This is a genomic window from Enterobacter cloacae complex sp. P17RS (assembly GCF_014895885.1).
GTDB classification, from domain to species: Bacteria; Pseudomonadota; Gammaproteobacteria; order Enterobacterales; family Enterobacteriaceae; genus Enterobacter; species Enterobacter bugandensis.
In genome coordinates this window covers 369,013-391,853 of sequence record NZ_JADBQK010000003.1, presented here as the reverse complement: position 1 = coordinate 391,853, position 22,841 = coordinate 369,013, and the positions used below count along the sequence as shown (strand labels likewise).

22 protein-coding genes are annotated in these 22,841 nt (G+C 59.2%); 18 read left to right on the top strand and 4 right to left on the bottom strand.

The window, feature by feature from the left end; all coding sequences use genetic code 11:
- Positions 1-14: 14 nt before the first annotated feature.
- Genes IM265_RS02810 through IM265_RS02795 form a run of 4 tightly spaced genes read left to right on the top strand, consistent with a single transcriptional unit; the run spans position 15 to position 3,835 of the window.
- A complete protein-coding gene (locus IM265_RS02810; RefSeq protein WP_041909885.1) occupies positions 15-1,037 on the top strand; it encodes an ABC transporter permease in 1,023 nt (340 codons plus the stop codon).
- Positions 1,034-1,927 (top strand): D,D-dipeptide ABC transporter permease, encoded by an 894-nt coding sequence (gene ddpC / locus IM265_RS02805; protein WP_041909883.1) that lies wholly within the window; start codon positions 1,034-1,036, stop codon positions 1,925-1,927. The genes IM265_RS02810 and ddpC overlap by 4 nt, the downstream gene beginning before the upstream one ends.
- Entirely contained in the window at positions 1,927-2,913 is a 987-nt protein-coding gene (locus IM265_RS02800) for an ABC transporter ATP-binding protein (RefSeq protein WP_193030703.1), read from the top strand. The genes ddpC and IM265_RS02800 overlap by 1 nt, the downstream gene beginning before the upstream one ends.
- Positions 2,906-3,835, top strand: a complete 930-nt coding sequence (locus IM265_RS02795) for an ABC transporter ATP-binding protein (protein ID WP_047368600.1) — start codon at positions 2,906-2,908, stop codon at positions 3,833-3,835. The genes IM265_RS02800 and IM265_RS02795 overlap by 8 nt, the downstream gene beginning before the upstream one ends.
- On the opposite strand, the gene IM265_RS02790 is transcribed toward IM265_RS02795, so the two are convergent.
- Positions 3,832-4,581 carry an SDR family NAD(P)-dependent oxidoreductase gene (locus IM265_RS02790; RefSeq protein WP_163332298.1) on the bottom strand — a complete coding sequence of 250 codons (750 nt, stop codon included), beginning with the start codon at positions 4,579-4,581 and terminating at the stop codon, positions 3,832-3,834. The genes IM265_RS02795 and IM265_RS02790 overlap by 4 nt on opposite strands.
- 112 nt (positions 4,582-4,693) lie before the next feature.
- Between IM265_RS02790 and IM265_RS02785 the strand changes: the two genes are divergently transcribed.
- Positions 4,694-5,599 carry a LysR family transcriptional regulator gene (locus IM265_RS02785; protein WP_193030705.1) on the top strand — a complete coding sequence of 302 codons (906 nt, stop codon included), beginning with the start codon at positions 4,694-4,696 and terminating at the stop codon, positions 5,597-5,599.
- A 23-nt stretch (positions 5,600-5,622) separates the two neighbouring features.
- Here IM265_RS02785 and IM265_RS02780 read toward each other — a convergent pair whose 3' ends face one another.
- On the bottom strand, positions 5,623-6,051 hold the full coding sequence (locus IM265_RS02780) for an OsmC family protein (protein ID WP_028013230.1): 429 nt from the start codon (positions 6,049-6,051) through the stop codon (positions 5,623-5,625).
- A gap of 115 nt (positions 6,052-6,166) precedes the next feature.
- Between IM265_RS02780 and IM265_RS02775 the strand changes: the two genes are divergently transcribed.
- A complete protein-coding gene (locus IM265_RS02775) occupies positions 6,167-7,126 on the top strand; it encodes a hypothetical protein (RefSeq protein ID WP_193030707.1) in 960 nt (319 codons plus the stop codon).
- A 7-nt stretch (positions 7,127-7,133) separates the two neighbouring features.
- Here IM265_RS02775 and IM265_RS02770 read toward each other — a convergent pair whose 3' ends face one another.
- A complete protein-coding gene (locus IM265_RS02770) occupies positions 7,134-8,009 on the bottom strand; it encodes a LysR family transcriptional regulator (RefSeq protein WP_193030709.1) in 876 nt (291 codons plus the stop codon).
- A gap of 110 nt (positions 8,010-8,119) precedes the next feature.
- Here IM265_RS02770 and IM265_RS02765 point away from each other — a divergent pair, with 110 nt between their 5' ends.
- From IM265_RS02765 to adhP, 6 genes are all read left to right on the top strand, one after another.
- On the top strand, positions 8,120-8,971 hold the full coding sequence (locus tag IM265_RS02765) for a Vmh family MBL fold metallo-hydrolase (protein ID WP_193030711.1): 852 nt from the start codon (positions 8,120-8,122) through the stop codon (positions 8,969-8,971).
- 232 nt (positions 8,972-9,203) lie between these two features.
- A complete protein-coding gene (gene bdm / locus IM265_RS02760; protein WP_028013234.1) occupies positions 9,204-9,419 on the top strand; it encodes a biofilm-dependent modulation protein in 216 nt (71 codons plus the stop codon).
- Between the two features lie 95 nt (positions 9,420-9,514).
- The gene (sra, locus tag IM265_RS02755) at positions 9,515-9,652 is read left to right on the top strand and encodes a stationary-phase-induced ribosome-associated protein (RefSeq protein ID WP_008501714.1); all 138 of its coding nucleotides are present in this window, start codon (positions 9,515-9,517) and stop codon (positions 9,650-9,652) included.
- Between the two features lie 176 nt (positions 9,653-9,828).
- Positions 9,829-11,526: an NAD-dependent malic enzyme gene (locus tag IM265_RS02750; RefSeq protein ID WP_028013235.1), complete on the top strand. Its 1,698-nt coding sequence runs from the start codon at positions 9,829-9,831 to the stop codon at positions 11,524-11,526.
- A gap of 351 nt (positions 11,527-11,877) precedes the next feature.
- Positions 11,878-13,590, top strand: coding sequence for an ABC-F family ATP-binding cassette domain-containing protein (locus IM265_RS02745; RefSeq protein ID WP_193030713.1), 1,713 nt, complete (start codon positions 11,878-11,880; stop codon positions 13,588-13,590).
- Between the two features lie 196 nt (positions 13,591-13,786).
- Positions 13,787-14,797 carry an alcohol dehydrogenase AdhP gene (gene adhP / locus IM265_RS02740; protein WP_041909867.1) on the top strand — a complete coding sequence of 337 codons (1,011 nt, stop codon included), beginning with the start codon at positions 13,787-13,789 and terminating at the stop codon, positions 14,795-14,797.
- 43 nt (positions 14,798-14,840) lie between these two features.
- On the opposite strand, the gene IM265_RS02735 is transcribed toward adhP, so the two are convergent.
- On the bottom strand, positions 14,841-15,347 hold the full coding sequence (locus IM265_RS02735) for an Rrf2 family transcriptional regulator (protein WP_028013240.1): 507 nt from the start codon (positions 15,345-15,347) through the stop codon (positions 14,841-14,843).
- A gap of 130 nt (positions 15,348-15,477) precedes the next feature.
- Here IM265_RS02735 and IM265_RS02730 point away from each other — a divergent pair, with 130 nt between their 5' ends.
- The 6 genes from IM265_RS02730 (at position 15,478) to IM265_RS02705 (ending at position 22,833) form a co-directional block, all read left to right on the top strand.
- The gene (locus IM265_RS02730) at positions 15,478-16,680 is read left to right on the top strand and encodes an NAD(P)/FAD-dependent oxidoreductase (protein WP_193030715.1); all 1,203 of its coding nucleotides are present in this window, start codon (positions 15,478-15,480) and stop codon (positions 16,678-16,680) included.
- 140 nt (positions 16,681-16,820) lie between these two features.
- Positions 16,821-18,440, top strand: a complete 1,620-nt coding sequence (locus IM265_RS02725) for a TIGR04028 family ABC transporter substrate-binding protein (protein WP_193030717.1) — start codon at positions 16,821-16,823, stop codon at positions 18,438-18,440.
- 10 nt (positions 18,441-18,450) lie between these two features.
- Positions 18,451-19,395, top strand: coding sequence for an ABC transporter permease (locus tag IM265_RS02720; RefSeq protein ID WP_126325953.1), 945 nt, complete (start codon positions 18,451-18,453; stop codon positions 19,393-19,395).
- Entirely contained in the window at positions 19,392-20,243 is an 852-nt protein-coding gene (locus IM265_RS02715) for an ABC transporter permease (RefSeq protein ID WP_045260583.1), read from the top strand. The genes IM265_RS02720 and IM265_RS02715 overlap by 4 nt, the downstream gene beginning before the upstream one ends.
- The gene (locus tag IM265_RS02710) at positions 20,240-21,847 is read left to right on the top strand and encodes an ABC transporter ATP-binding protein (RefSeq protein WP_047365080.1); all 1,608 of its coding nucleotides are present in this window, start codon (positions 20,240-20,242) and stop codon (positions 21,845-21,847) included. Before IM265_RS02715 ends, IM265_RS02710 begins: the two co-directional genes overlap by 4 nt.
- Positions 21,844-22,833: a putative FMN-dependent luciferase-like monooxygenase gene (locus tag IM265_RS02705; RefSeq protein ID WP_193030719.1), complete on the top strand. Its 990-nt coding sequence runs from the start codon at positions 21,844-21,846 to the stop codon at positions 22,831-22,833. Before IM265_RS02710 ends, IM265_RS02705 begins: the two co-directional genes overlap by 4 nt.
- Positions 22,834-22,841: the final 8 nt, after the last annotated feature.

The window sequence follows — 22,841 nt, the reverse complement described above, 5'->3', positions numbered from 1 at the left end:
CCGGGGGAAAGCGTATGACGTTCTGGAGCATCGTGCGCCAGCGCTGCTGGGGGTTACTCCTGGTGGTGGCCGGTGTCTGTATTATTACCTTTATTATTTCACACATGATCCCCGGCGACCCGGCGCGTCTGCTGGCGGGCGATCGCGCCAGCGACGAAATCGTGCAGAACATTCGCCAGCAGCTGGGGCTGGATCGGCCGCTGTATGTGCAGTTTGGCCGCTACGTGGACGCCCTGGCCCACGGTGATTTAGGCACATCCATCCGTACCGGACGCCCGGTTGCGGAAGACCTGAAGGCCTTTTTCCCCGCCACGCTGGAGCTGGCCTTTTGTTCTTTGCTGCTGGCGCTGGTGATCGGCGTGCCGCTGGGGATTTTGTCGGCGGTGTACCGCAACCGCTGGCTGGATCACCTGGTGCGTTTAATGGCGATGACCGGGATTTCCACGCCTGCATTCTGGCTTGGGCTGGGCGTGATTGTCCTGTTCTACGGGCATCTGCAGATTCTGCCGGGCGGCGGCAGGCTGGACGACTGGCTCGATCCGCCGACGCACGTCACCGGGTTTTATCTGCTGGACGCCCTGCTGGAAGGCAACGGTGAGGTCTTTTTCAACGCGCTGCAGCACCTGATTTTACCCTCGCTGACGCTGGCGTTTGTTCACCTGGGCATCGTGGCGCGCCAGGTGCGCTCGGCGATGCTGGAGCAGCTTAGCGAGGACTACATCCGCACCGCACGCGCCAGCGGGCTGCCAGGCTGGTACATCGTCCTGCGTTACGCCCTGCCGAATGCGATGATCCCGTCCATTACCGTGCTCGGACTGGCGCTGGGCGACCTGCTTTACGGCGCCGTCCTGACAGAAACCGTCTTTGCCTGGCCGGGTATGGGCGCCTGGGTGGTGACGTCCATTCAGGCGCTGGACTTCCCGGCGGTGATGGGCTTTGCCGTCGTCGTTTCGCTGGCCTACGTGCTGGTTAATCTGGTGGTCGATCTGCTTTACCTGTGGATTGACCCGCGAATCGGGCGCGGAGGTGCCGAATGATGTTAACGCAGGAAACACCCGTCCCGGTGAAAACCGCCAGACAACGTATCAACTGGGCAAAGCTGTTCTGGATGCTGCGCCAAAGCCCGCTCACGATTGTCGGCGGCGTCATTATGATCGCGATGCTTTTGCTGATGGTGACCTCGCCGTGGATAGTGCCGCATGACCCGAACGCGCTGGATCTCACCGCCCGCCTGCAGGCCCCCTCTGCGCAACACTGGTTTGGCACCGATGAGGTGGGACGCGACCTGTTCAGCCGCGTGCTGACGGGCAGCCAGCAGTCGATTACCGCCGGGCTGGCGGTGGTGGTGATTGCGGGCGGCATTGGCTCGCTCCTGGGCTGTTTGTCCGGCGTCCTGGGCGGGCGCGGCGACGCCGTCATCATGCGGGTGATGGACATTATGCTCTCCATTCCTTCTCTGGTGCTGACCATGGCGCTGGCCGCCGCGCTCGGTCCGAGCCTGTTTAACGCCATGCTGGCGATTGCGATTGTCCGCATACCGTTCTACGTGCGGCTGGCGCGCGGGCAAACCCTGGTGGTGCGTCAGTTCACCTACGTTCAGGCCGCCCGCACCTTTGGCGCCTCCCGCTGGCATTTGATCCGCTGGCACATCCTGCGCAACGCCCTGCCGCCGCTGATCGTGCAGGCGTCGCTGGATATCGGCAGCGCCATTCTGATGGCCGCCACGCTGGGGTTTATTGGCCTGGGCGCGCAGCAGCCCACCGCCGAATGGGGCGCGATGGTGGCCGTGGGCCGTAACTACGTCCTGGACCAGTGGTGGTACTGCGCCTTTCCCGGTGCGGCAATTTTGATTACCGCCGTGGGCTTTAATCTGTTTGGCGACGGTATCCGCGATCTGCTGGATCCGAAGTCAGGAGGCAAACAGTAATGACCGAACCGGTACTCAATATTGAAGACCTGCACCTGAGCTTCCCGGTTTTTCGCGGGGAGGTTCATGCGCTGAACCACGTTTCGCTGGAGATCGGCAGGGGCGAAATTGTCGGCGTGGTGGGCGAATCAGGGTCGGGCAAATCCGTTACCGCCATGCTCGCCATGCGCCTGCTGCCAGAGGGCAGCTACCGTATTCATCACGGTCAGGTGAGATTACTCGGTGAAAACGTCCTGACGGCGTCCGAGAAACAGCTTCGCCAGTGGCGCGGCGCTAGAGTGGCGATGATTTTTCAGGAGCCCATGACCGCACTCAACCCGACGCGGCGGATTGGCAAACAGATGGTGGAGGTGATCCGCCAGCATCAGCCGCTTTCCCGGCGCGAGGCACAGCAGAAGGCGATCGCCCTGCTGGAAGAGATGCAAATTCCGGACGCGAAGGAGGTCATGGCGCGTTATCCGTTTGAACTCTCCGGCGGCATGCGCCAGCGGGTGATGATCGCCCTTGCCTTCTCCTGCGAGCCGGAGCTGATCATCGCCGACGAGCCGACCACCGCGCTGGACGTGACCGTCCAGCTCCAGGTGCTGCGGTTGCTGAAGCATAAGGCGAAGGCCAGCGGCACCTCGGTGCTGTTTATCAGCCATGATATGGCCGTAGTGTCCCAGCTCTGCGACAGAATGTACGTGATGTATGCGGGCAGCGTGATAGAGAGCGGCGCCACGCAAACGCTGATCCACCGCCCTGTGCATCCCTATTCTATCGGCCTGCTGCGGTGCGCGCCGGAAAACGGCCAGCCGCGCGATCTGCTGCCCGCCATTCCCGGAACGGTGCCCAACCTCAGCCAGCTTCCGCAGGGGTGCGCTTTCCGCGATCGCTGCTTTGCCGCGGGGGCAAAATGCAGCGAAACGCCGCGCCTGCAGCCGCATGGCGCAGAGGGCCAACAGGCTGCCTGCTGGTATCCACAACGGGAGAAACACCATGTCTGATGTACTGCTGGAACTGGATAGCGTGCACGTGAACTTTGCGGCGCGCAAAAACTGGCTGGGCCGCGTGACGGAACGGGTCCATGCGCTCAACGGGCTGGATCTCCAGATCCGTCGGGGCGAAACGCTGGGCGTTGTCGGGGAATCCGGCTGTGGGAAAAGCACGCTGGCGCAACTGCTGATGGGGATGCTTAAACCCAGCACCGGCGCATGCCAGCGTGCCCACCACGCCGGTGGCATGCAGATGGTGTTTCAGGATCCGCTCTCCTCGCTCGACCCGCGATTGCCGGTCTGGCGCATCATTACCGAGCCGGTGTGGGTGCAAAAACGCAGCAGCGAGCGCGAGCGCCGCCAGCTGGCGGCGGATCTGGCGCTGCAGGTGGGCATTCGCCCGGAATATCTCGACCGCCTTCCACACGCCTTCTCCGGCGGGCAGCGCCAGCGCATTGCCATCGCCCGGGCGCTTTCGTCCGACCCGGATATCATCGTGCTCGATGAACCCACCAGCGCGCTGGATATCTCCGTGCAGGCGCAAATCCTCAACCTGCTGGTGACGCTACAGCAGCAGCGTAATCTGACATACGTACTGATCTCGCATAACGTCTCGGTGGTCAGACACATGAGCGACCGCGTGGCGGTGATGTATCTCGGACAGATTGTGGAGCTGGGCAGCGCCGCGCAGGTACTTGGCGAGCCGCGCCACCCGTATACCCGCCTGCTGCTTGATTCGGTTCCTCGCACCGGAGAGCCGCTGGATGAAACGCTGGCGTTACGCAAAACGGAGCTGCCCGGCAACCGTCATCTGCCCGAAGGCTGTTTTTTCCGCGACCGCTGCCCGATGGCCGCGCAGGGGTGCGAACGTCCTCAGCCGCTACAGCCCTCTCGCGAGGGCCGTCACGTTCGCTGCTGGCGCAGCCTGGGTTAAATTTGCGCCATCCCGCCGTCCACAAACAGCTCGGTGGCGTTGATAAAGCTGGCCGCGTCGGAGGCCAGAAACGCCACCGCTTTACCCACCTCGCCCGGCGCTCCTAAACGTCCGAGCGGCACCTGCGCGGCCAGCGCGTCGTACAGCCCCTGGCGGTGTTCTTCCGGCACCAGGTCCCCTAAACCAGGCGTTTTGATTGGGCCCGGGCTTACGACATTGACGCGGATCCCACGGCCCTGCAAATCCAGCGCCCAGGAGCGGGCAAAGTTACGCACCGCGGCCTTACTGGCGCTGTAGACGCTAAAGTTAGCCGTCCCCTTAACCGACACCGTCGAGCCGGTCAGAATGATCGACGAGCCGGTTGATAACAGCGGCAGCGCCTTCTGCACCGTGAACAGCACCCCGCGAACGTTGGTGCCAAAAATCCGGTCAAACTGTTCTTCGGTGATCGCGCCCAGGGGCAGCATATCGCCGCCACCCGCATTGGCGAACAGAATATCGAGACGGCCTTCTTCTTTTGCTATCCGGGCATAAACCGCATCCAGATCGGCAAGCTTAGAGACGTCCGCGCGAATGCCCACTGCGTCAGAAGCAATCTCTGCTACCGCGGCGTCAAGTTCGGCCTGACGACGCCCGGTGATGTACACCTTCGCGCCCTGTGCCGCCAGCTCCTGCGCCGTGGCAAGACCAATACCGGTGCTGCCGCCGGTGACCAGTGCAATTTTTCCTGAGAGAGTCGTGTTCATGTCATTTACCTTTTTGTGTTTGCGTTGGACAGACTTTATCCCTTGCGGCATTTATGAAAAATGGGCAAAAATGAAAATAACTATTCACCTATGGAAATAATCAGAGGTCATCATGGATCAGCTAATGGCGATGCGCGCCTTCACGCGGGTGGTGGAATCCGGCAGTTTTACCCGCGCGGCGGACTCGCTGAATATGCCGATCGCCACGCTGAGCAAACTGGTTAAATCCCTTGAGGCGCACCTGGCGATACGTCTCCTTCACCGGACGACTCGTCGGGTGGTCACGACGCCTGAAGGGCTGGAATACTATGAAAAAGCGCGCCGGGTGCTGATTGATATCGAAGATATCGACACCTCGTTTCGCGTTTCCCGCGCGACGCCCAAGGGACATTTGCGGGTTGACGTGGGCGGTTCCACCGCACGGGACGTGCTCATCCCCCTGCTGCCGGATTTTATGCAGCGCTACCCGGATATCCGTATCGATCTTGGCGTGGCCGATCGTCCGGTCGATCTTATCAGCGGTAACGTAGACTGCGTGATCCGCGGCGGCCCGCTGAACGATTCAACGCTTATCGCCCGTCATCTCGGTGACGCTCAGATGGTCACCTGCGCGACGCCGGGTTACCTTAAAAACCACGGCGTTCCGGCCTATCCGCAGGAGTTGCGCAACGGCCACCAGCTTGTTAGTTATCTCTCTCCCGTCACCGGGCGGCCGTTTCCGTTTCGCTTCCGGCAGAACGGCGAGGCGCTGGAAATCACTCTTCCGCACTATCTCGGCGTCAATGAAAGTAACGCTCATCTGGCGGCTGCCGCGGCGGGTCTGGGGATCGTTCAAACCTTTGAGTATTCAGCAAAGACCTATTTGCAGGCGGGAGCGCTGGTGGCGATTCTGGGTGACTGGCAGCCTGCCGCGTACCCGTTTCACGTGGTCTACCCGCAGAACCGGCATTTAACGCACAGACTGAAGGTGTTTATCGCCTGGCTGGCGGAGGTGTTCCCCGCCGCGCTGAAGGGATAGCCGGGCGCAAACCCGGCTGTGATTTAGTTAAGCTTATAGTCCAGGGTAATTTCGGCCTTGAGCAACTGCGACACCGGACAGCCCGCTTTGGCTTTCTGAATAATGCCGTCAAACTGCTGTGGCGCAATGCCCGGTACGGTGACCTTACTTTGCAGCGCAACCTTAGTTATGGCAAAGCCGCCGTCGGTTTTATCCAGAGAGACGTCCGCGGTCGTATCAATCGAATCAGCGGTATAGCCCGCTTCACCCAGCATCAGCGACAGGGCCATGGAAAAACAAGCCGCATGTGCCGCGCCGATCAGCTCTTCCGGGTTGGTCCCCTTTTCACCCTCAAAGCGGGTGTTAAAGCCGTAAGGCTGTTGGTTGAGAACGCCGCTCTCGGTGGAAACCGTTCCTTTCCCGCGCTTAATGTCGCCAGACCAGTGTGCCGAACCGTGCTTATGAATCGTCATTCTTGCTCTCCTTTTGGCTTACAAAGGGTTAAGTATAGACTACGCATCTGACACGCCCTGGAACACAGACGATTCCGTGTCTTTCACCTGCTGTACCGACAACAAGGATAATGATATGACGCTAAAAATCAGGATGGCCGTCGCGGTAGCCACGCTGGCTCTCTCTCTTTCTTCACTGGCCAAAACGCCGGAAAACTATATCTATACCAGCTCAGGCGATCTCGACGCGGCGTTCCCGCTGGTTGCGCGTGGCGACATCGGCGGCGTGCAGATCGTGTACAACTGGCGCCAGCTTGAACCCGAGAAGGACAGCTATGACTTCTCGCGGATTGAGCAGGATCTGGCGCGTCTTAAGGCCGCCCGGAAAAAACTCTTTATTCAGATCCAGGATCGTTTCTTTGAGCCGGACGCCCGCTACGTCCCGGACTATCTGATGCACGATAAGCAATACAGCGGCGGGATTGCGCCGCAGTTTGATAACCCCGGCGAGGGCAAGCCTGTCGGCGCGGGATGGGTAGCGCGTCAGTGGGACCCCACGGTGCGCCAGCGCTACCAGGCACTGCTGGCAGCGCTCGCAAAACGCTTTGATGGCGAGGTGTATGGCGTAAACCTGCCTGAAACCGCGATTGATATTGACGAGAAAAATCCGCCAGCGGGCTTCACCTGCGACAGCTATTTCGCGGGTGAGATGGAAAATCTGGCCTTTGCGCGCAAGGTTTTTCAGAAATCACATGTGGTGCAGTACGTTAACTTCTGGCCGTGCGAGTGGGATAACGACCACAACTATATGGGACGTCTTTTTGCGTATGCCAGCGCCAACAATATCGGCCTGGGCGGGCCGGACATTGTGCCCAACCGCAAGGCGCACATGAAGAATGCCTATCCCTTCTTCCATAAAAATAAACAGGCGCTGCCGCTCATCGCCATGGCGGTTCAGGAGCCGACTCTGACCTATAAGGATCCTCAGACCGGAAAACCGTTCACCAAAGCCGAGTTTGTCCGCTTCGGCGAAAATTATCTCGGGGCCGATATTATTTTCTGGAGCACGGCCTCTCCCTGGCTAAAGGCAAAATAATCGCCCCTCAGGCAAGGTGGCGGGACAGTTCGTCAAGAAACACGCGCAGCGCGGCAGGCTGGTATTCCCGTGACTGATAAATGCCGTGGATGGCAAGCGGTTTTGGCTCCAGCGACGCCAGTACCGGCACCAGTAATCCCTGCTCCAGCGCGGCGCGCGCTTCGCGCTCCGGCAGCATGGCGATGCCGCAGTGCTCGATCGCCGCGTTCATGAGCAGTGAAGAGATACTGGCGCTCAGGTTGCCGCTGACGGCCACGCTCAGGCTTTCGCCTTCCGGGGTCAGGAAGTGCCAGGACTGCCCCGCGAAAAAGCTGTAGTGCAGGCAGTTATGCTGCGCCAGTTCTTCGGGGCTGACGGGCGTGCCGTGCTGTGCCAGATACGCCGGCGAGGCGCAGAGCACCGATCGACACTCCCCCAGCCGGCGGGCGATCATGCCGGGCTCCGGGTTATCGGTAATGCGCACGGCGACGTCAATGCGCTCTCCCACCAGGCTGACCGGATGGTTGTTCACGTCCAGCTCAATGCGCAGCTGCGGGTAGCGCGAGAGCAGGCCGGGCAGGACCGGCGCAATCAGGTGCATGGCGGTAAAGTGCGCGCAGGCTACCCGCAGCGTGCCGGACGGCAGATCTTTTTCCGACTGACCTTCGATTTCCTGCGAGATCTGCGAGAGCGTCCGCGTTTTTTGCAGCACCTTTTCCCCTGCCGCCGTCAGCGTCAGCTTGCGCGTGGAGCGGTTTACCAGCCGCGCCCCCGCCCACTTCTCCATTTGTTCAAGGTAACGGCTCACCATCGGCCGGGAAATGCCCAGCGCGCGGGCCGCCGCGCTCAGGCTTCCCAGCTCGCATATCCGGTTATAGACCTGAGCGGCAATAACGCGATCCATATAAGCTCCATCTGCTCGATTTATGAAACTAAGCATGTCTTGTTTCAGGAATTCTGGCAAATGAGAATATCCGTACAATAGAGACATTCCTGAACAACAGAGACAACAGCATGAAACTCACTCATATTGCCCTGCTTTCCACCCTTTTCGCTCCGGCCGTTTTTGCCGCGCCGTTGACGATTGATACCTATAACCCGCAGGAAAAAGGCATTTTCGCGGTCTCCTCCACGCTCGTTTCCGGCCCGAAAGAGGCGGTGCTGTTTGACGCCCAGTTCAGCGTGAAGGATGGCGAAGCGCTGGTAGAGAAAATTCGCCGCAGCGGTAAAACGCTGAATAAGATTGTGATCACCTCCGGCGATCCGGATTTCTATTTTGGCCTGCAGCCGCTGGTGAAAGCCTTCCCGAATGCCAAAGTGGTGGCCACGCAGCAGGTGGTTGACCATATTAAGGCCACCAAAGACGCCAAGCTCGCCTTCTGGGGCCCGCAGATGAAAGACGGCGCGCCAACGGAACTGGTGGTGCCGCAGGTGCTCGCCTCCACCACCTTTATGATTGACGGGGAAAAGGTCGATATCGAGCAGCCGGACAGCTATGCGGCCTACGTGTGGATCCCGTCCGTGAAAACCATCCTCGGCGGCACCGGGGTCTCCTGGGGGATTCACGTCTGGACGGCTGATACCCAGACGCCGGCTCGGCGTCAACAGTGGCAGCAGACCCTGGACAACATGGCCGCGCACAAGCCGGAACGCGTGATCCCAGGCCACTATCTGGGCACACCACCGTCCGGAACCGGGGCTATTGATTTTACCCGAGGCTATCTGCAGCATTTTGAACAGGCGTTGTCGGCACATAAAAACTCTGCGGGCGTCATCGGTGCACTAAAAAAACAGTATCCGGGTCTGGCAGAAGAGAGCTCTCTGGAATTAAGCGCCAAAGTGAATACTGGCGAAATGAAGTGGTAATTTAAAAACGGCTCCTGCTATATTCCCGCGATAGCAGGAGCACCGCCATAATATCCGCACTGCCTCACGCCAATATATCCCTCCGTTTTAAAAGCGCATAAAAGCATGCACTTATGTCATTTTTATTTCTAAGATGAATCTGAGACACAACCGGGGAAATATTTGCCATTCTGTTTATGAATTAAATTTTTTGCGAGCCGTACCATTAAACAGACAACGACACGGAGGCAGCATGTTTACTTATTACCCGGCTAATACCACAGCAGCACAACCTGAGCTCGTTAACGCGATTGCGCAGGGTCTTCACGCCGAGCACGGTGCTGTGACTGAAGATGACATTTTAATGGAACTGACCAAGTGGGTGGAATCCACGGATAATGACATCCTCAGTGACATCTACCAGCAGACCATTAACTACGTCGTCAGCGGGCAAAGCGCACCTTTGTAAAAACCTGCTAAGCTGGATCTGCAACCTAAGGGGTTACATTTCGTTTGCGAAAGCAAACTGGTCCTTAAAACTATCAACAGGATTGAGGAGTTAACATGAAATCGAACCGTCAGGCACGCCACATTCTGGGACTGAACTACAAGCTTTCTAATCAGCGTAAAGTGGTGATTGAAGGTGACCACGAAACGCAAGTCACTCACGCCACCGGCAGAAAACGCCACGCGGGCAAGTAAGTTCCAGACTGAGATCCAGAACACCATCGGCAAAACCGATGGTGTTTTTGTTTATGTGTTGCGGTAATTAATATTTAGCTCCTTTATAATACCGCCCGACCGCACCCCGTAGCACAGGCCAGAAAGATGACAAACAGCAGTGTCAGGGACGGATCTTCAAAAAAAGAGTGAGTGACATGGACAACAAACTGAAAAAACATCGTTCCTTATACATCCCATACGCCGGCCCGGTTTTACTCGAATTCCCCCTGCTCAACAAAGGCAGCGCCTTCAGCATGGAAGAGCGCAGCAGCTTTAACCTGCTTGGCCTGCTGCCGGAAGTGGTTGAAACCATTGAAGAGCAGGCAGAGCGCGCGTGGATCCAGTATCAGGGCTTCAAAACCGAGATCGACAAACACATCTACCTGCGCAACATCCAGGACACCAACGAAACCCTCTTCTATCGCCTGGTGCAAAACCATCTCGAAGAGATGATGCCGGTGATCTACACCCCAACGGTGGGTGCGGCGTGCGAACGCTTCTCTGAGATCTACCGTCGCTCACGTGGCGTCTTTATCTCTTATCAGAACCGTCACAACATGGACGACATTCTGCAGAACGTGCCGAACCACAATATTAAAGTGATTGTGGTGACGGACGGGGAACGTATTCTCGGCCTCGGCGACCAGGGCATTGGCGGGATGGGGATCCCAATCGGTAAACTCTCTCTCTACACCGCCTGCGGCGGCATCAGCCCAGCGTACACCCTGCCGGTGGTGCTGGATGTCGGCACCAACAACCAGCAACTGTTGAACGATCCGCTGTACATGGGCTGGCGTCATCCGCGCATTACCGACGACGAGTACTATCAGTTTGTCGACGATTTCATTCAGGCCGTGAAGCACCGCTGGCCGGACGTTCTGCTGCAGTTTGAAGACTTTGCGCAGAAAAACGCGATGCCGCTGCTGAACCGCTATCGCGATGAGATTTGCTCCTTTAACGACGACATCCAGGGCACCGCAGCGGTGACCGTGGGCACGCTTATCGCCGCCAGCCGCGCTGCCGGCAGCCAGTTGAGCTACCAGAAAATCGTCTTCCTGGGCGCAGGCTCTGCGGGCTGCGGCATCGCCGAGCAGATTATTGCCCAGACGCAGCGCGAAGGCTTAAGCGAAGAGCTGGCCCGCTCCCGCGTCTTTATGGTTGACCGTTTCGGCCTGCTGACCGACGGTATGCCGAACCTGCTGCCGTTCCAGACCAAGCTGGTGCAGAAGCGCGAGAACCTGAAGAACTGGGACACCGACAACGAAGTGCTCTCCCTGCTGGACGTGGTGCGCAACGTGAAGCCGGATATTCTGATCGGTGTTTCCGGGCAAACCGGTCTCTTCACCGAAGAGATTATTCGCGAGATGCACAAGCATTGCGAGCGCCCTATCGTGATGCCGCTGTCTAACCCGACCTCCCGCGTGGAAGCGACGCCGCAGGACATCATCGCCTGGACCGAAGGTAACGCACTGGTTGCCACCGGCAGCCCGTTCGATCCGGTGGTGTGGAAGGATAAAACCTATCCGATCGCCCAGTGCAACAACTCCTATATTTTCCCGGGCATTGGTCTGGGCGTGATCGCCTCCGGCGCATCCCGCATTACCGATGAGATGCTGATGTCAGCGAGCGAAACCCTTGCGGGCTATTCGCCGCTGGTCAACAACGGCGAAGGGCTGGTGCTGCCGGAACTGAAGGACATTCACAAGGTGTCGCGCGCTATCGCGTTTGCGGTGGGTAAAATGGCGCAGCAGCAGGGCGTGGCGGTGAAAACCTCTGCCGACGCGCTGCAGCAGGCTATTGATGATAACTTCTGGATGCCTGAATACCGCAGCTATCGCCGTACCTCGATTTAATTCTGCGCCCGAACCGTTCCCTCTCCTCATTGGGGAGAGGGTTAGGATGAGGGGCAACAGACCGCACCATCGAATACCCACTAGCCAAACCCCCTTTCCCCCGCTACACTCCTTTCATCCATTAACCCACTGAATATATAAGGAGGCCAATTATGCTGTATCGTGAAATTTTCAATGTTTCACATACATTTGGTGATCGCACCAGCTCAAGCGTTATCGGTATCGTGCTGCGATAACTTCTGCTTGAGCGAAGACACCAACCCCTGAAATCCCTTCTCTCGGGCTTACTGAGTTATCGTCAGCGATGTTTGACGAGGCATAAACATGCCTGTAACTCTTGGGTAAGCAACAATGAGCACTTTACTCACTGCACAATCTTTACGCGTTGATACGGCGTTTGGCACGCTCTTCGACTCACTCTCCTTTACGCTGAAAAAAGGCGACCGCATCGGCCTGCTGGGCGACAACGGCTGCGGCAAAAGTACGCTTTTAAAGGTGCTGGACGGAACAGATATCCCAGCCGCCGGAACGGTAGCGCTGGCCGGGCACTGCCTGATGGCGCGCGTGGAGCAACATCTCCCGGACGCCATTTTCCCGCTGACCATGCTGGATGCCGTACTCGCGCAACTGCCTTTAGCTGAGCACGACAGCCTGCGCTGGAAAGCTGAAACGCTGCTGGCGAGCATGGGCTTCACGCCGCAGGATATGACGCTGCAATCGGCCACCCTGAGCGGCGGACAGCACACCCGCCTGCTGCTGGCGCGGGCGTTGATTCACGAGCCGGATCTGCTCCTGCTGGATGAACCCAGCAACCACCTGGATCTGCCTACCATGCTCTGGCTGGAACACTTTTTACAGAACTGGTCAGGCAGCTTCGTGCTGGTTTCGCACGACAGGCAGCTGCTGGATGCCGTCACAAACGGCAGCTGGATCCTGCGTGATAAGACGCTGCACTACTTTGCCCTTCCCTGCACGGCGGCACGTCAGGCACTGGACGCAAAAGATGAAAGCGATGTGCAGCGCCACAAGGCGGAGCAAAAGGAGATCGACCGCGTGACCGCCAGCGCAAAGCGGCTGGCGACCTGGGGTAAGGTTTACGACAACGAAGACCTGGCCCGCAAAGCCAAGCAGATGGAAAAACAGGTCGAACGACTCAAAGATAGCCAGACCGCGCTCACGGCGGGCAGTCCATGGACGCTAACCCTGCGCGGCGACGCGCTGCGGGCGGACCGTCTGCTGGAGATGGAAAACCTCAGCGTCCCGCCTGCGCCCGGGCTACCGCCGCTGTTTAACATCGAAACGGCGCGGCTGAAAAGCGGCGATCGCGTGGCAATTGTCGGTCGTAACGGCTGCGGTAAATCGTCGTTGATGAAGCTTATCTGGCGACATTTTGTGGATGAACCGACGGACAGCGGGCTGAAAATCCATCCGCGCGTCTCGCCGGGCTACTACGACCAGACGCTGCATCAGCTGCCGGATGACGCCACGCTGCTCGACGCGCTGGAACCTTTCGCTCCCGACCCGCAAAACAGGAAGATGGCGCTCATCAGCGCCGGGTTCCCGTGGGCGAGACACGGGCAAAAAGTCAGCACGCTCAGCGGCGGCGAGCGCTCTCGCCTGCTGTTCGTCGGGCTGACGCTTGCCCGCTACAGCCTGCTGATGCTGGATGAGCCCACCAACCATCTCGACATGGAAGGCAAAGAGGCACTGGCGGAAACGCTGCAACAGTTCGAAGGCGGCGTGCTGCTGGTCAGCCACGATCGCCAGTTAATTAGCCAAAGCTGTAACCGCTTCTGGCTGATTGAGGACGGCTGGCTGAGCGAGTGGCACGATGCTGAAGCCGTGTTTGAGCGGCTGCGTGAAAGCGCGGGGCTGGGGACATCCGCCGCGCCCGTCGTCACCGCTGGCGAGGTTCAACCCTCGCCGTACGACGATCTGCTGGAGCGGCTGATCGCGCTGGAAACGCTGCTGGAAGACGATCTGGCGCGTAAGCCGAAACATCAGAAGCCGCAGCTGCAGGCGCAATGGCGTAGAGAGATTGAGGAGATTGAAGCCCAGCTGTAAATCTGCGCCCGGCGAGCGCCTCGCCGGGCCAGCATTTTCCCCCTAAATTATTAGAGGATCGCCGTATTCTTAATCTGAAATCGAATCAAATGATGACATTATGTGGCCGCAGCCTTGCATTACCAGGTTAATGTATTAATCCTTAAGGGGTACTACACCTGCTATGCAGATTCTTATCATGAACAAGGAGATACACATGAAGGCTGCTGTTGTTACTCAGGATCATCAGGTCAATGTTACTGAAAAAACCTTACGCCCGCTTAAGCATGGGGAAGCCCTGCTGAAAATGGAGTGCTGTGGTGTATGCCATACCGACCTCCACGTGAAGAACGGTGATTTTGGCGATAAAACCGGGGTAATCCTGGGCCATGAAGGAATTGGTATCGTGAAAGAAGTCGGCCCTGGCGTGACGTCGCTGAAAGTCGGCGACCGTGCAAGCGTGGCCTGGTTCTTTGAAGGATGCGGTCACTGCGAATACTGTAATACCGGTAACGAAACCCTGTGCCGTGACGTGAAAAACGCCGGTTACTCCGTTGACGGCGGCATGGCGGAAGAGTGCATCGTCACCGCGGATTACGCGGTAAAAGTGCCGGATGGTCTGGATTCGGCGGCGGCCAGCAGCATCACCTGCGCCGGTGTCACCACCTACAAAGCGGTGAAAATCTCCGGTATAAAACCGGGCCAGTGGATCGCGATTTACGGTCTGGGCGGGCTGGGCAACCTCGCGCTGCAGTACGCCAAAAACGTGTTTAATGCCAAAGTCATCGCTCTGGACGTTAACGATGAACAGCTGAAGCTGGCCGCGAGCATGGGTGCGGATTTAACCATCAACTCACGCAGCGAAGATGCCGCTAAGATTGTGCAGGAAAAAACCGGCGGCGCGCATGCCGCAGTCGTCACCGCCGTCGCAAAAGCGGCCTTCAACTCGGCGGTGGATGCCGTGCGTGCCGGTGGCCGCGTGGTCGCCGTTGGCCTGCCGCCTGAAGCGATGAGCCTGGACATTCCGCGCCTGGTGCTGGACGGTATTCAGGTGGTAGGTTCGCTGGTTGGCACCCGTCAGGATCTGCAGGAGGCCTTCCAGTTTGCGGCCGAGGGCAAAGTGGTGCCGAAAGTGACGATGCGTCCTATCGAGGACATCAACGCCATCTTTAAAGAGATGGAACAGGGCCAGATCCGTGGCCGTATGGTGATCGACTTACGCTCGTAAACACCTTTTGCCGGGTAGTGGCTACGCCTTACCCGGCTCATTGCTACGACGAACGACGAACTGAAATCCACTCCTGAACCTCAATCTGGAAGGTGTCCGGCGCTTTTCGGTACATTTTACGCGCCAGGTCGAGAATAGTATGCCGCGCGAGCTCCTCTTCCATCCGCTGCTGCGCGCTATCCATGACTGAACGTACTCCGCACGGGCCGTCGCAGACCCAGGCAGGCGGTGCTTCATCAAACACGGCCAGCCGCTGGCGCACTTCACGACATTCAAACATGTTTTTCTCGCCGTCAATGGCATGCGCCACATCCAGCACGCTGATCAGCTCCGCCGGACGCGCCAGCTTAAAGCCCCCGCCCTTGCCTTCCGTACTGATGACCAGCCCGGCACGTGACAGGCGTGTGAAGATTTTGCCGAGGTAGTCATACGGCACGCCCTGCAAGGCAGCCATCTCACGGACGCTCATCTCACGCTCGTTGCCCTTCGCATCCACCATACACATCAGGCTGTGAATGCCGTATTCCACACCGGAACTGTAAAACGCCATGGTTAACTCCGAATTAGTGTTCGGAGCATTATAACGATTTTTAACTCAGAAAGAAGTTGTCGGAGTTAACTCCGACAAGTATAGTGGCAGTTATGTCAGGCACAAAGCCTGGCGGGAGAAAGGATCGAATATGAAAAAGCAGATTTTAATCGTAGGCAGTGGTTTTGCGGGTATGTGGGCAGCCGTGAGCGCGGCACGTCTCTCTGAGCAGCAGGGTAATAGCAGTCTGGAAATTGCGGTTCTGGCCCCCTTACCTGAACTCCGCGTTCGGCCACGCTTCTATGAGGAGAAGGTTTCAACGCTGGTCGCCCCGTTGACTGACCTGTTTGCCGAGCTTGATATCACATTCATCGCCGGACACGCGGAACAAATTGATACCACGGCGAAAACCGTTTTATACCGGATGTCCAATGGCGCGCATGCTACGGCTTCCTACGATAGGCTGATCCTCGCTACGGGCAGCCAGACCAAACGCCCACCGATTGCCGGCCTGGCTGACTACGCCTTTGACATCGACCAGCTGGAATCCGCACAGGTATTTGAGCGTCACCTTGATTCACTGGCGTTACGTCCCTCCACGCCCGAGCGCAACACCGTGGTAGTCTGCGGAGGCGGCTTTACCGGCATCGAGCTGGCAACGGAGCTACCTGCCCGACTGCGTGCCCGTTTTGGCGACAATACGGAGATTAAAATAGTCGTAGTTGAGAGAGGGCCAGTCATTGGCGGCCGTTATAGCGACGCATTGCGTAAAACAATTGCAGAGGCGAGTGAGGCGCTGGGCGTTGAATGGCGGCTGAAGAGTGAAGTTGAAGCCATTGATGCTCACGGCGTCACGCTGAAAAACGGTGAACGTATTGCTGCTGCGACCGTCGTCTGGACCGCAGGCGTCGAGGCAAATCCCCTCAGCCTGCAGATAGACGGTGAACGCGATAGCCAGGGCCGCCTGGTTGTGACAGAGACGTTGCAGGTCCCCGCACATCCTGACGTCTATGCCACCGGCGATATGGCTCACGCCAAAACAGACGATGCGGGCAACACGGCGCTGATGACCTGCCAGCATGCGATCCAGCTAGGGAAATTTGCCGGTCATAACGCTGCCGCCAGCCTGCTGAACGTTGCTCCTTACCCTTATCGTCAGGTGAACTATGTTACCTGCCTGGATTTAGGCGCGTGGGGCGCGGTCTATACCGAGGGCTGGGAACAGGCCGTCAAATCCGTCCGCGACGAGGCGAAGAAGATCAAAATCGCCATCACGAATGAGCTGATCTATCCGCCATTAGCAGACAAAACGGTCGCCTTTGCCGCCGCCGACCCGCTAGCGAAATTCGTTTAGGCCCCCGCCATCGCCCCGCTAACGGGGCGTTTTTATTTTCAGTTTCCGGCAATCCTTATCTTAATTCCTTTGTTCCCTTGTTTTCCCCCGCGCCCGATGATGAATCCGACGCTAACAAGAAGATAACAAAGGAATTCACCATGCAAACCCCATTTCGTCTGCCGCTGCTGACGGCGCTGGTTCTGACGACAACCGCAGCCTGGTCCGCCGATGCGCCGGTCAAAGGCGGCACGCTGATTTATCTGGAGCAACAGGCGCACACTAACCTCTATCCGCCTGCCGGCGGCTTCTACCCGAACGGCGGCATCCTGAACCAGATCACCGACAAACTGACGTGGCAAAACCCAAAGACGCTGCAGGTCGAACCGTGGGTGGCCGAAAGCTGGACCACCAACGCTGATAAAACCGAATACACCTTCAAAATTCGCCCGGGGATCACTTTCTCCGACGGCACGCCGCTGGACGCCAACGCCGTAGCAAAAAACTTTGATACCTACGGTTTGGGCAATAAGGCGCAGCGCCTGCCGGTGTCAGAAGTGATCAATAACTACGATCGCAGCGAAGTGGTCGACCCGCTGACCGTGAAGTTCTACTTCAAAAAACCGTCGCCGGGTTTCCTGCAGGGCACCGCCACGATTGGCTCGGGTCTGGTCTCGCTCAGCACGCTGAAGCGCAACTTTGAAGAGCTGGGAGACGCCCGGCATATCATCGGCTCCGGCCCGTTTGTGGTGAAGGACGAGAAGCTGGGCCGCGAAGTGACGCTCGAAGCCCGTAAGGACTACCAGTGGGGGCCCAAAAGCCTGACGCAACAGGGTCCAGCAAATCTGGACGGCATCAAGTTTATCGTCACCCAGGAAGACAGCGTGCGCGTCGGTGCCCTGCTGGCCGGTCAGGCCGACTTTATTCGCCAGGTGCAGGCGTATGACGAAAAGCAGGCGACAGACCAGGGCTATAAAATCTACGCCGCTCCAACGCGCGGGGTGAACGACAGCATTAGCTTCCGCCCGGATAACCCGCTGGTCTCCGATATTCGCGTGCGCCAGGCGCTGCTGCATGCCACGAATGCAAAGCAGGTAGTCGAGACCCTCTTCTCGGCCAACTATCCGCAGGCGAAGTCGGTCATTGCCGATTCCGCCGCAGGCTTTGTCGATCTCAGCGACAAACTGACCTTTGACCCGGCAAAAGCGAATCAATTGCTGGACGAGGCGGGCTGGAAAGCGGGCAGCGACGGGATCCGCGCCAAAGACGGCCAGCGGCTGGCGCTGACGGTATATGAATCCCTGCCGCAGCCGCAAAATAAAGAGGTGCTGCAGCTGGTTGCCCAGCAGTGGCGTCAGGTGGGCGTAGTGCTGAACGTAAAAGCCGGTGACGCTGGCAGCCGCACGCTGGATAACCTTGATCCACAGAAAACCCCGTTAACCGTCTCCGAAGTGGGCCGCGCCGATCCGGACGTGGTGAAAAGCATGTTCTACCCGGCTAACCGCGACGCGCTGCTGCAAAAAGGCGGCTCCAGCGACAAGGTCAAAAGCTTCCGTGACGACAAGCTGAATGCGCTGCTGGTAAATATCTCCTCAGAGGTCGATCCGCAAAAACGCCTGCAGCTGACCGGCGATGCCCAGCGCTACCTGCTGGATAACGCCTACGTCATTCCGATTTTCGAGGAGCCGCAGGTCTTTGCCGGTGCGCCGTGGCTAAAAGGCGTCAATTTTGAAGCGGTCGGCCGCCCGTCGTTCTACGGCGCGTGGATTGAGAAACACTGAGGAGATGACGATGCGCCACGCACTTCTTCAACGTCTTGGTCACGGGCTGCTGGTGCTGTGGGCCGCCTTTACCCTCTCGTTCGTGTTGCTCCAGGTACTGCCTGGCGACGCGGTGCTGATTAAATTTCAGAACCCGGACCTGGGCCTAAGCCCGGCGCAAATCGAGGAGATGCGCGTGGCCTACGGCGCGGACAGCCCGCTGTGGCAGCAATACGGCCACACGCTGCTGGCGATGCTGCGCGGAGATTTCGGCTACTCGTTACAGGCCGGGGTGCCGGTCAGCGAGCTGATTGCCAGCAATCTGCCGGATACCCTGAGCCTCGCCCTGCCCGCGTTTGTACTCGCGGTCCTGCTGGCGTTTGCGCTGGCCTTTGCATCGCGTCTGCCGGGTCTGCGCTGGCTGAGTAATACCCTCCAGTCTCTGCCGGTCCTGTTTATCTCCTTACCCACGTTCTGGCTGGGGATTGCCCTTATCCAGCTCTTTTCTTTCCAGCTGCGGCTGATCCCGGTGATTAACCCGACGCCGCTGCAGGGGTTGATCCTGCCGATCGTCACCGTCGCGATACCGATCTCCGCCCCGCTGGCACAAATTCTGATGCGCAGCCTGGACCAGGTGGCGATGCAGCCGTTTGTCGCCGTCGCCCGCGCCAAAGGGCTGAGTGAAACCGCCGTCCTGTGGCGCCACGTCACCGGCAACGCGCTGCTGCCGGTACTCAATATTGCCGGGCTGCTGCTGGGCGAACTGATTGCCGGGGCGCTGATCACCGAAACCGTATTTGGCCGCAGCGGGCTCGGGCAGCTGACCCAGCAGGCGGTGAACAACCAGGACATCGCCGTGCTTCAGGCGGTGGTGATGATTTCCGCTCTCGGCTTTGTCCTGATCAATCTGCTGGTGGACCTGCTGATGCCGCTGCTGGATCCCCGTCTGCAAACCGTTACCGGAGGTGCATCATGAGCCTGGTCGATTACGCTGCCGCAGCGCGAAAACGCGTTCCCGGCTGGCAGGGCGTCGCGTGGCAGCCGGGACTGTGGCTGGCGTGGGCGGTGATTATTCTCGCGATTTTTGCTGCCGTAGCCCCCGGCCTGTTAACCCACTACAGCCCGATTGAGGGCATCGCCGGGGCACAACGCCTGGCACCGCAGGCGGGCCACTGGCTCGGCACCGATCAGCTTGGCCGCGATGTTTACGCGCGTATTGTGTATGGTGCGTCCCACTCCCTGAGCGCAGCGCTCGCTGCCGTCACGATGGGGCTGGTGGTGGGCACCGGTCTGGGGGTGATCGCCGGCGCGTTCGCTGGACGCGTCGAATCTTTCCTGATGCGTTTTGTCGATGTGCTGTTGTCCATTCCGTCTCTGCTGCTCTCGCTGACGGTCATTATTCTGCTCGGGTTTGGCACCGTTAACGCCGCCATTGCCGTCGGCGTGGCCTCCATCGCCAGCTTCGCCCGCCTCGCGCGCGGTGAAGTGGTGCGTATCCGCCATACGGATTATGTCGAGGCGGCGTTTGGCAGCGGCGGGACGTTCCTGGCGGTCCTGTGGCGACACATCCTGCCCAACGCCTTAACCGCCGTTCTCGCCTTTGCCACGCTGCAGTTTGGTCAGGCCATTCTGGCCCTCTCCACGCTGAGCTTTCTCGGCTACGGCACCCCGCCGCCCGTTCCGGAATGGGGCTTATTGATTGCCGAAGGCCGTAACTATCTCTCTACCGCCTGGTGGTTAACCACCTTCCCCGGCGTGGTCGTCATCGCCGTCGTGCTTGCCACCAACCGTATCAGCCAGCAGTTCAGCGGAGGCCTGAAATGACCGTACTCTCGGTAGAAAACCTGACCATCAGCTACCGTACCGCGCGCCAGTGGCGCGAGGTGGTGCATAACGTCAGCTTCACCCTCCGGCGGGGGGAAATGCTGGCGTTTGTCGGTGAATCTGGCTCAGGCAAAACCACCACGGCACAGGCGATCATTGGTCTGCTGGCGGATAACGCCCGACGCGATGCCGGGAAAATCGTGCTCAACGGCGAGGAGATTAGCCGGTGGTCAGCGAAGCGTCTCGATACCCTTCGCGGCGCGCGAATCAGCCTGGTTCCGCAGGATCCGGGTAATTCACTCAACCCGGTTAAGACGATCGGCGTACAGGTCGGGGAAATTATTCAGCAGCACCAAAAGGTAACTGCACTCCAGCGCGACGAGCAGGTGCTCGCCCTGCTGACAAAGGTCGGCCTGAGCCACCCCGAACAGCGCATGAAGCAGTATCCGCATCAGCTCTCCGGCGGGATGAAACAGCGCGTGCTGATTGCCATCGCCATTGCCCTGCGCCCGGACGTGATCGTTGCCGATGAGCCCACCAGCGCGCTGGACGTGACGGTGCAAAAACGCATTCTCGATCTGCTGGATATCCTGCGTCGGGAATCGGGTACTGCGGTTCTGTTTGTCACCCACGATCTGGCGCTGGCTGCCCAGCGCGCGGACAGGCTGCTGGTGTTTCGCAACGGCGAGGTTCAGGAGCACGGCGACACCGCCGACATTGTCCGCACGCCGCAGCACGCCTATACCCGTCAGCTACTGAGCGATCTCCAGGGCCAGCGCCTGACCATCGCCCCGGTAGCTGGCCTTCCGCTGGCGTCACCGGCCATTCGCGCCCGCGCCATCAGCAAACGGTTCTCGCTGGGCAAAGGTCATCACCTTCAGGCGCTGGATCGGGTGACGTTTGACGTCAGGCGCGGCAGCACGCATGCGCTGGTCGGTGAATCCGGCTCCGGGAAAACCACCCTCGCCCGTATTTTGCTGGGTTTTGAACAGGCGGACAGCGGACAGGTCATTATTGATGATATTGATGCCACCGACCTCAGCCGCGAGGCCCGCCGCCAGCTGCGCCAGAAGATCCAGTTTGTCTACCAGAACCCGTTCGCCTCTCTCGACCCGCGTCAAACCCTGTTTGACATCATTGAAGAGCCCCTGAAGAACTTTGCTCGCCTCAGCAAGGCGGAGCGCAAGCTCCGGGTGGAGACCGTGGCGCAGCGGGTTGCCCTGCCCGTCGAACTCCTGACCCGCACCGCAAGGGAGCTTTCAGGCGGGCAGCGCCAGCGCGTAGCCATCGCCCGGGCGCTGATTCTGGAGCCGACTATTCTGGTGCTGGACGAGGCCACCTCCGCGCTGGACGTCACCGTACAGGCGCAGATTCTGGCACTGCTTCAGCAGCTGCAGCAGCAGCTGGGATTGACCTACCTCTTTATCACGCACGATCTCTCTACCGTCCGCCGGATCGCCCACAGCGTCACGGTGCTGCGCAGCGGTCAGGTGGTCGAACACGGTGACGTCGAGACCTTATTCACGTCGCCGCAGAACGACTATACCCGCGAGCTGATTGCTGCCATTCCCCATTTTTCACCCGCTACGGAGGAGTTCGCATGACGCGAAAACGCCTGGGATTTTTCACCCGCCTGCTTGACGACGCCACGCCGAAGGAGCGCTATCGTCTGGCAACCGAACAGATCCGCCACGCCGAACGCCACGGTTTTGACAGCGCCTGGATTGCCCAGCACCACTTCCACGAAAGTGAAGGCGGCCTGCCGTCGCCGCTGCTGTTTCTGGCCCACGTTGCGGCGCATACCGAAACCATCCGCTTGGGGACGGCCATCATTACCCTGCCGATGGAAAACCCGCTGCGCGTGGCGGAAGATGCCGCCGTGCTGGATCTACTCGCCGATGGGCGTCTCGAAGTCGGTTTTGGTTCGGGCGGCACGCCGACCTCTTTCCTGCCGTTCGGACTGACGTTTGAACAGCGCGGCGCGGCCTTTGCTGACCATTTGCATGTGATCCAGAGCGCCTGGCGCGGGGATTCGCTCACCCATCCGGATAATCACCTTTACCCGCCAGCGCCACAGCTGGCTGAACGGATCTGGATTGCCACCTTTTCTGTCGACGGTGCCGTTCGCGCCGCGCGGGCCGGACACGGTTTGATGCTCTCCCGCACGCAGCCGCGCCCGGCAGACCAGTTGGATTTGACGCTCGACGCGATCCAGAACCCGATTGTGGATGCCTATCTTGAGGCACTGCCTGCGGGCATTGCGCCGCGCATTCTGGCCTCCCGCACGGCGTTCGTCGCCGACAGCGATGACTACGCGCTGAAGGTCGCCACGCCGGGTCTCACCAGGCAGGCCCAGCAGCATCGCGCTGCCGGACATGCGATTAAAGGTGACACTGTCACAGATTTTCGTCACCAGTTCGACGCCCATATCGGTTCGCCAGAGACGGTACTGCGTTCACTGCATGCGGACTCCGTTCTCAGGCGCGCCACGGATATCTCGTTCCAGGTTCATTCGGTCGAGCCCACCCATCGCGACACGCTGCGATCCATCGAACTGATCGCCGAACATATTGCCCCCCACATCCTTTGAGGAGACAC

What these genes read in the sequence shown, in the direction of transcription:
- IM265_RS02745 (WP_193030713.1), top strand. Translation starts at nt 11,878, where the DNA reads ATGAGCACTTTACTCACTGCACAATCTTTACGCGTTGATACGGCGTTT.
- IM265_RS02710 (WP_047365080.1), top strand. Translation starts at nt 20,240, where the DNA reads ATGACCGTACTCTCGGTAGAAAACCTGACCATCAGCTACCGTACCGCG.
- IM265_RS02795 (WP_047368600.1), top strand. Translation starts at nt 2,906, where the DNA reads ATGTCTGATGTACTGCTGGAACTGGATAGCGTGCACGTGAACTTTGCG.
- IM265_RS02725 (WP_193030717.1), top strand. Translation starts at nt 16,821, where the DNA reads ATGCAAACCCCATTTCGTCTGCCGCTGCTGACGGCGCTGGTTCTGACG.
- IM265_RS02800 (WP_193030703.1), top strand. Translation starts at nt 1,927, where the DNA reads ATGACCGAACCGGTACTCAATATTGAAGACCTGCACCTGAGCTTCCCG.
- IM265_RS02765 (WP_193030711.1), top strand. Translation starts at nt 8,120, where the DNA reads ATGAAACTCACTCATATTGCCCTGCTTTCCACCCTTTTCGCTCCGGCC.
- ddpC (WP_041909883.1), top strand. Translation starts at nt 1,034, where the DNA reads ATGATGTTAACGCAGGAAACACCCGTCCCGGTGAAAACCGCCAGACAA.
- IM265_RS02785 (WP_193030705.1), top strand. Translation starts at nt 4,694, where the DNA reads ATGGATCAGCTAATGGCGATGCGCGCCTTCACGCGGGTGGTGGAATCC.
- IM265_RS02790 (WP_163332298.1), bottom strand. Translation starts at nt 4,581, where the DNA reads ATGAACACGACTCTCTCAGGAAAAATTGCACTGGTCACCGGCGGCAGC.
- sra (WP_008501714.1), top strand. Translation starts at nt 9,515, where the DNA reads ATGAAATCGAACCGTCAGGCACGCCACATTCTGGGACTGAACTACAAG.
- IM265_RS02810 (WP_041909885.1), top strand. Translation starts at nt 15, where the DNA reads ATGACGTTCTGGAGCATCGTGCGCCAGCGCTGCTGGGGGTTACTCCTG.
- IM265_RS02735 (WP_028013240.1), bottom strand. Translation starts at nt 15,347, where the DNA reads ATGGCGTTTTACAGTTCCGGTGTGGAATACGGCATTCACAGCCTGATG.
- adhP (WP_041909867.1), top strand. Translation starts at nt 13,787, where the DNA reads ATGAAGGCTGCTGTTGTTACTCAGGATCATCAGGTCAATGTTACTGAA.
- IM265_RS02750 (WP_028013235.1), top strand. Translation starts at nt 9,829, where the DNA reads ATGGACAACAAACTGAAAAAACATCGTTCCTTATACATCCCATACGCC.
- IM265_RS02730 (WP_193030715.1), top strand. Translation starts at nt 15,478, where the DNA reads ATGAAAAAGCAGATTTTAATCGTAGGCAGTGGTTTTGCGGGTATGTGG.
- IM265_RS02775 (WP_193030707.1), top strand. Translation starts at nt 6,167, where the DNA reads ATGACGCTAAAAATCAGGATGGCCGTCGCGGTAGCCACGCTGGCTCTC.
- IM265_RS02770 (WP_193030709.1), bottom strand. Translation starts at nt 8,009, where the DNA reads ATGGATCGCGTTATTGCCGCTCAGGTCTATAACCGGATATGCGAGCTG.
- IM265_RS02715 (WP_045260583.1), top strand. Translation starts at nt 19,392, where the DNA reads ATGAGCCTGGTCGATTACGCTGCCGCAGCGCGAAAACGCGTTCCCGGC.
- bdm (WP_028013234.1), top strand. Translation starts at nt 9,204, where the DNA reads ATGTTTACTTATTACCCGGCTAATACCACAGCAGCACAACCTGAGCTC.
- IM265_RS02720 (WP_126325953.1), top strand. Translation starts at nt 18,451, where the DNA reads ATGCGCCACGCACTTCTTCAACGTCTTGGTCACGGGCTGCTGGTGCTG.
- IM265_RS02780 (WP_028013230.1), bottom strand. Translation starts at nt 6,051, where the DNA reads ATGACGATTCATAAGCACGGTTCGGCACACTGGTCTGGCGACATTAAG.
- IM265_RS02705 (WP_193030719.1), top strand. Translation starts at nt 21,844, where the DNA reads ATGACGCGAAAACGCCTGGGATTTTTCACCCGCCTGCTTGACGACGCC.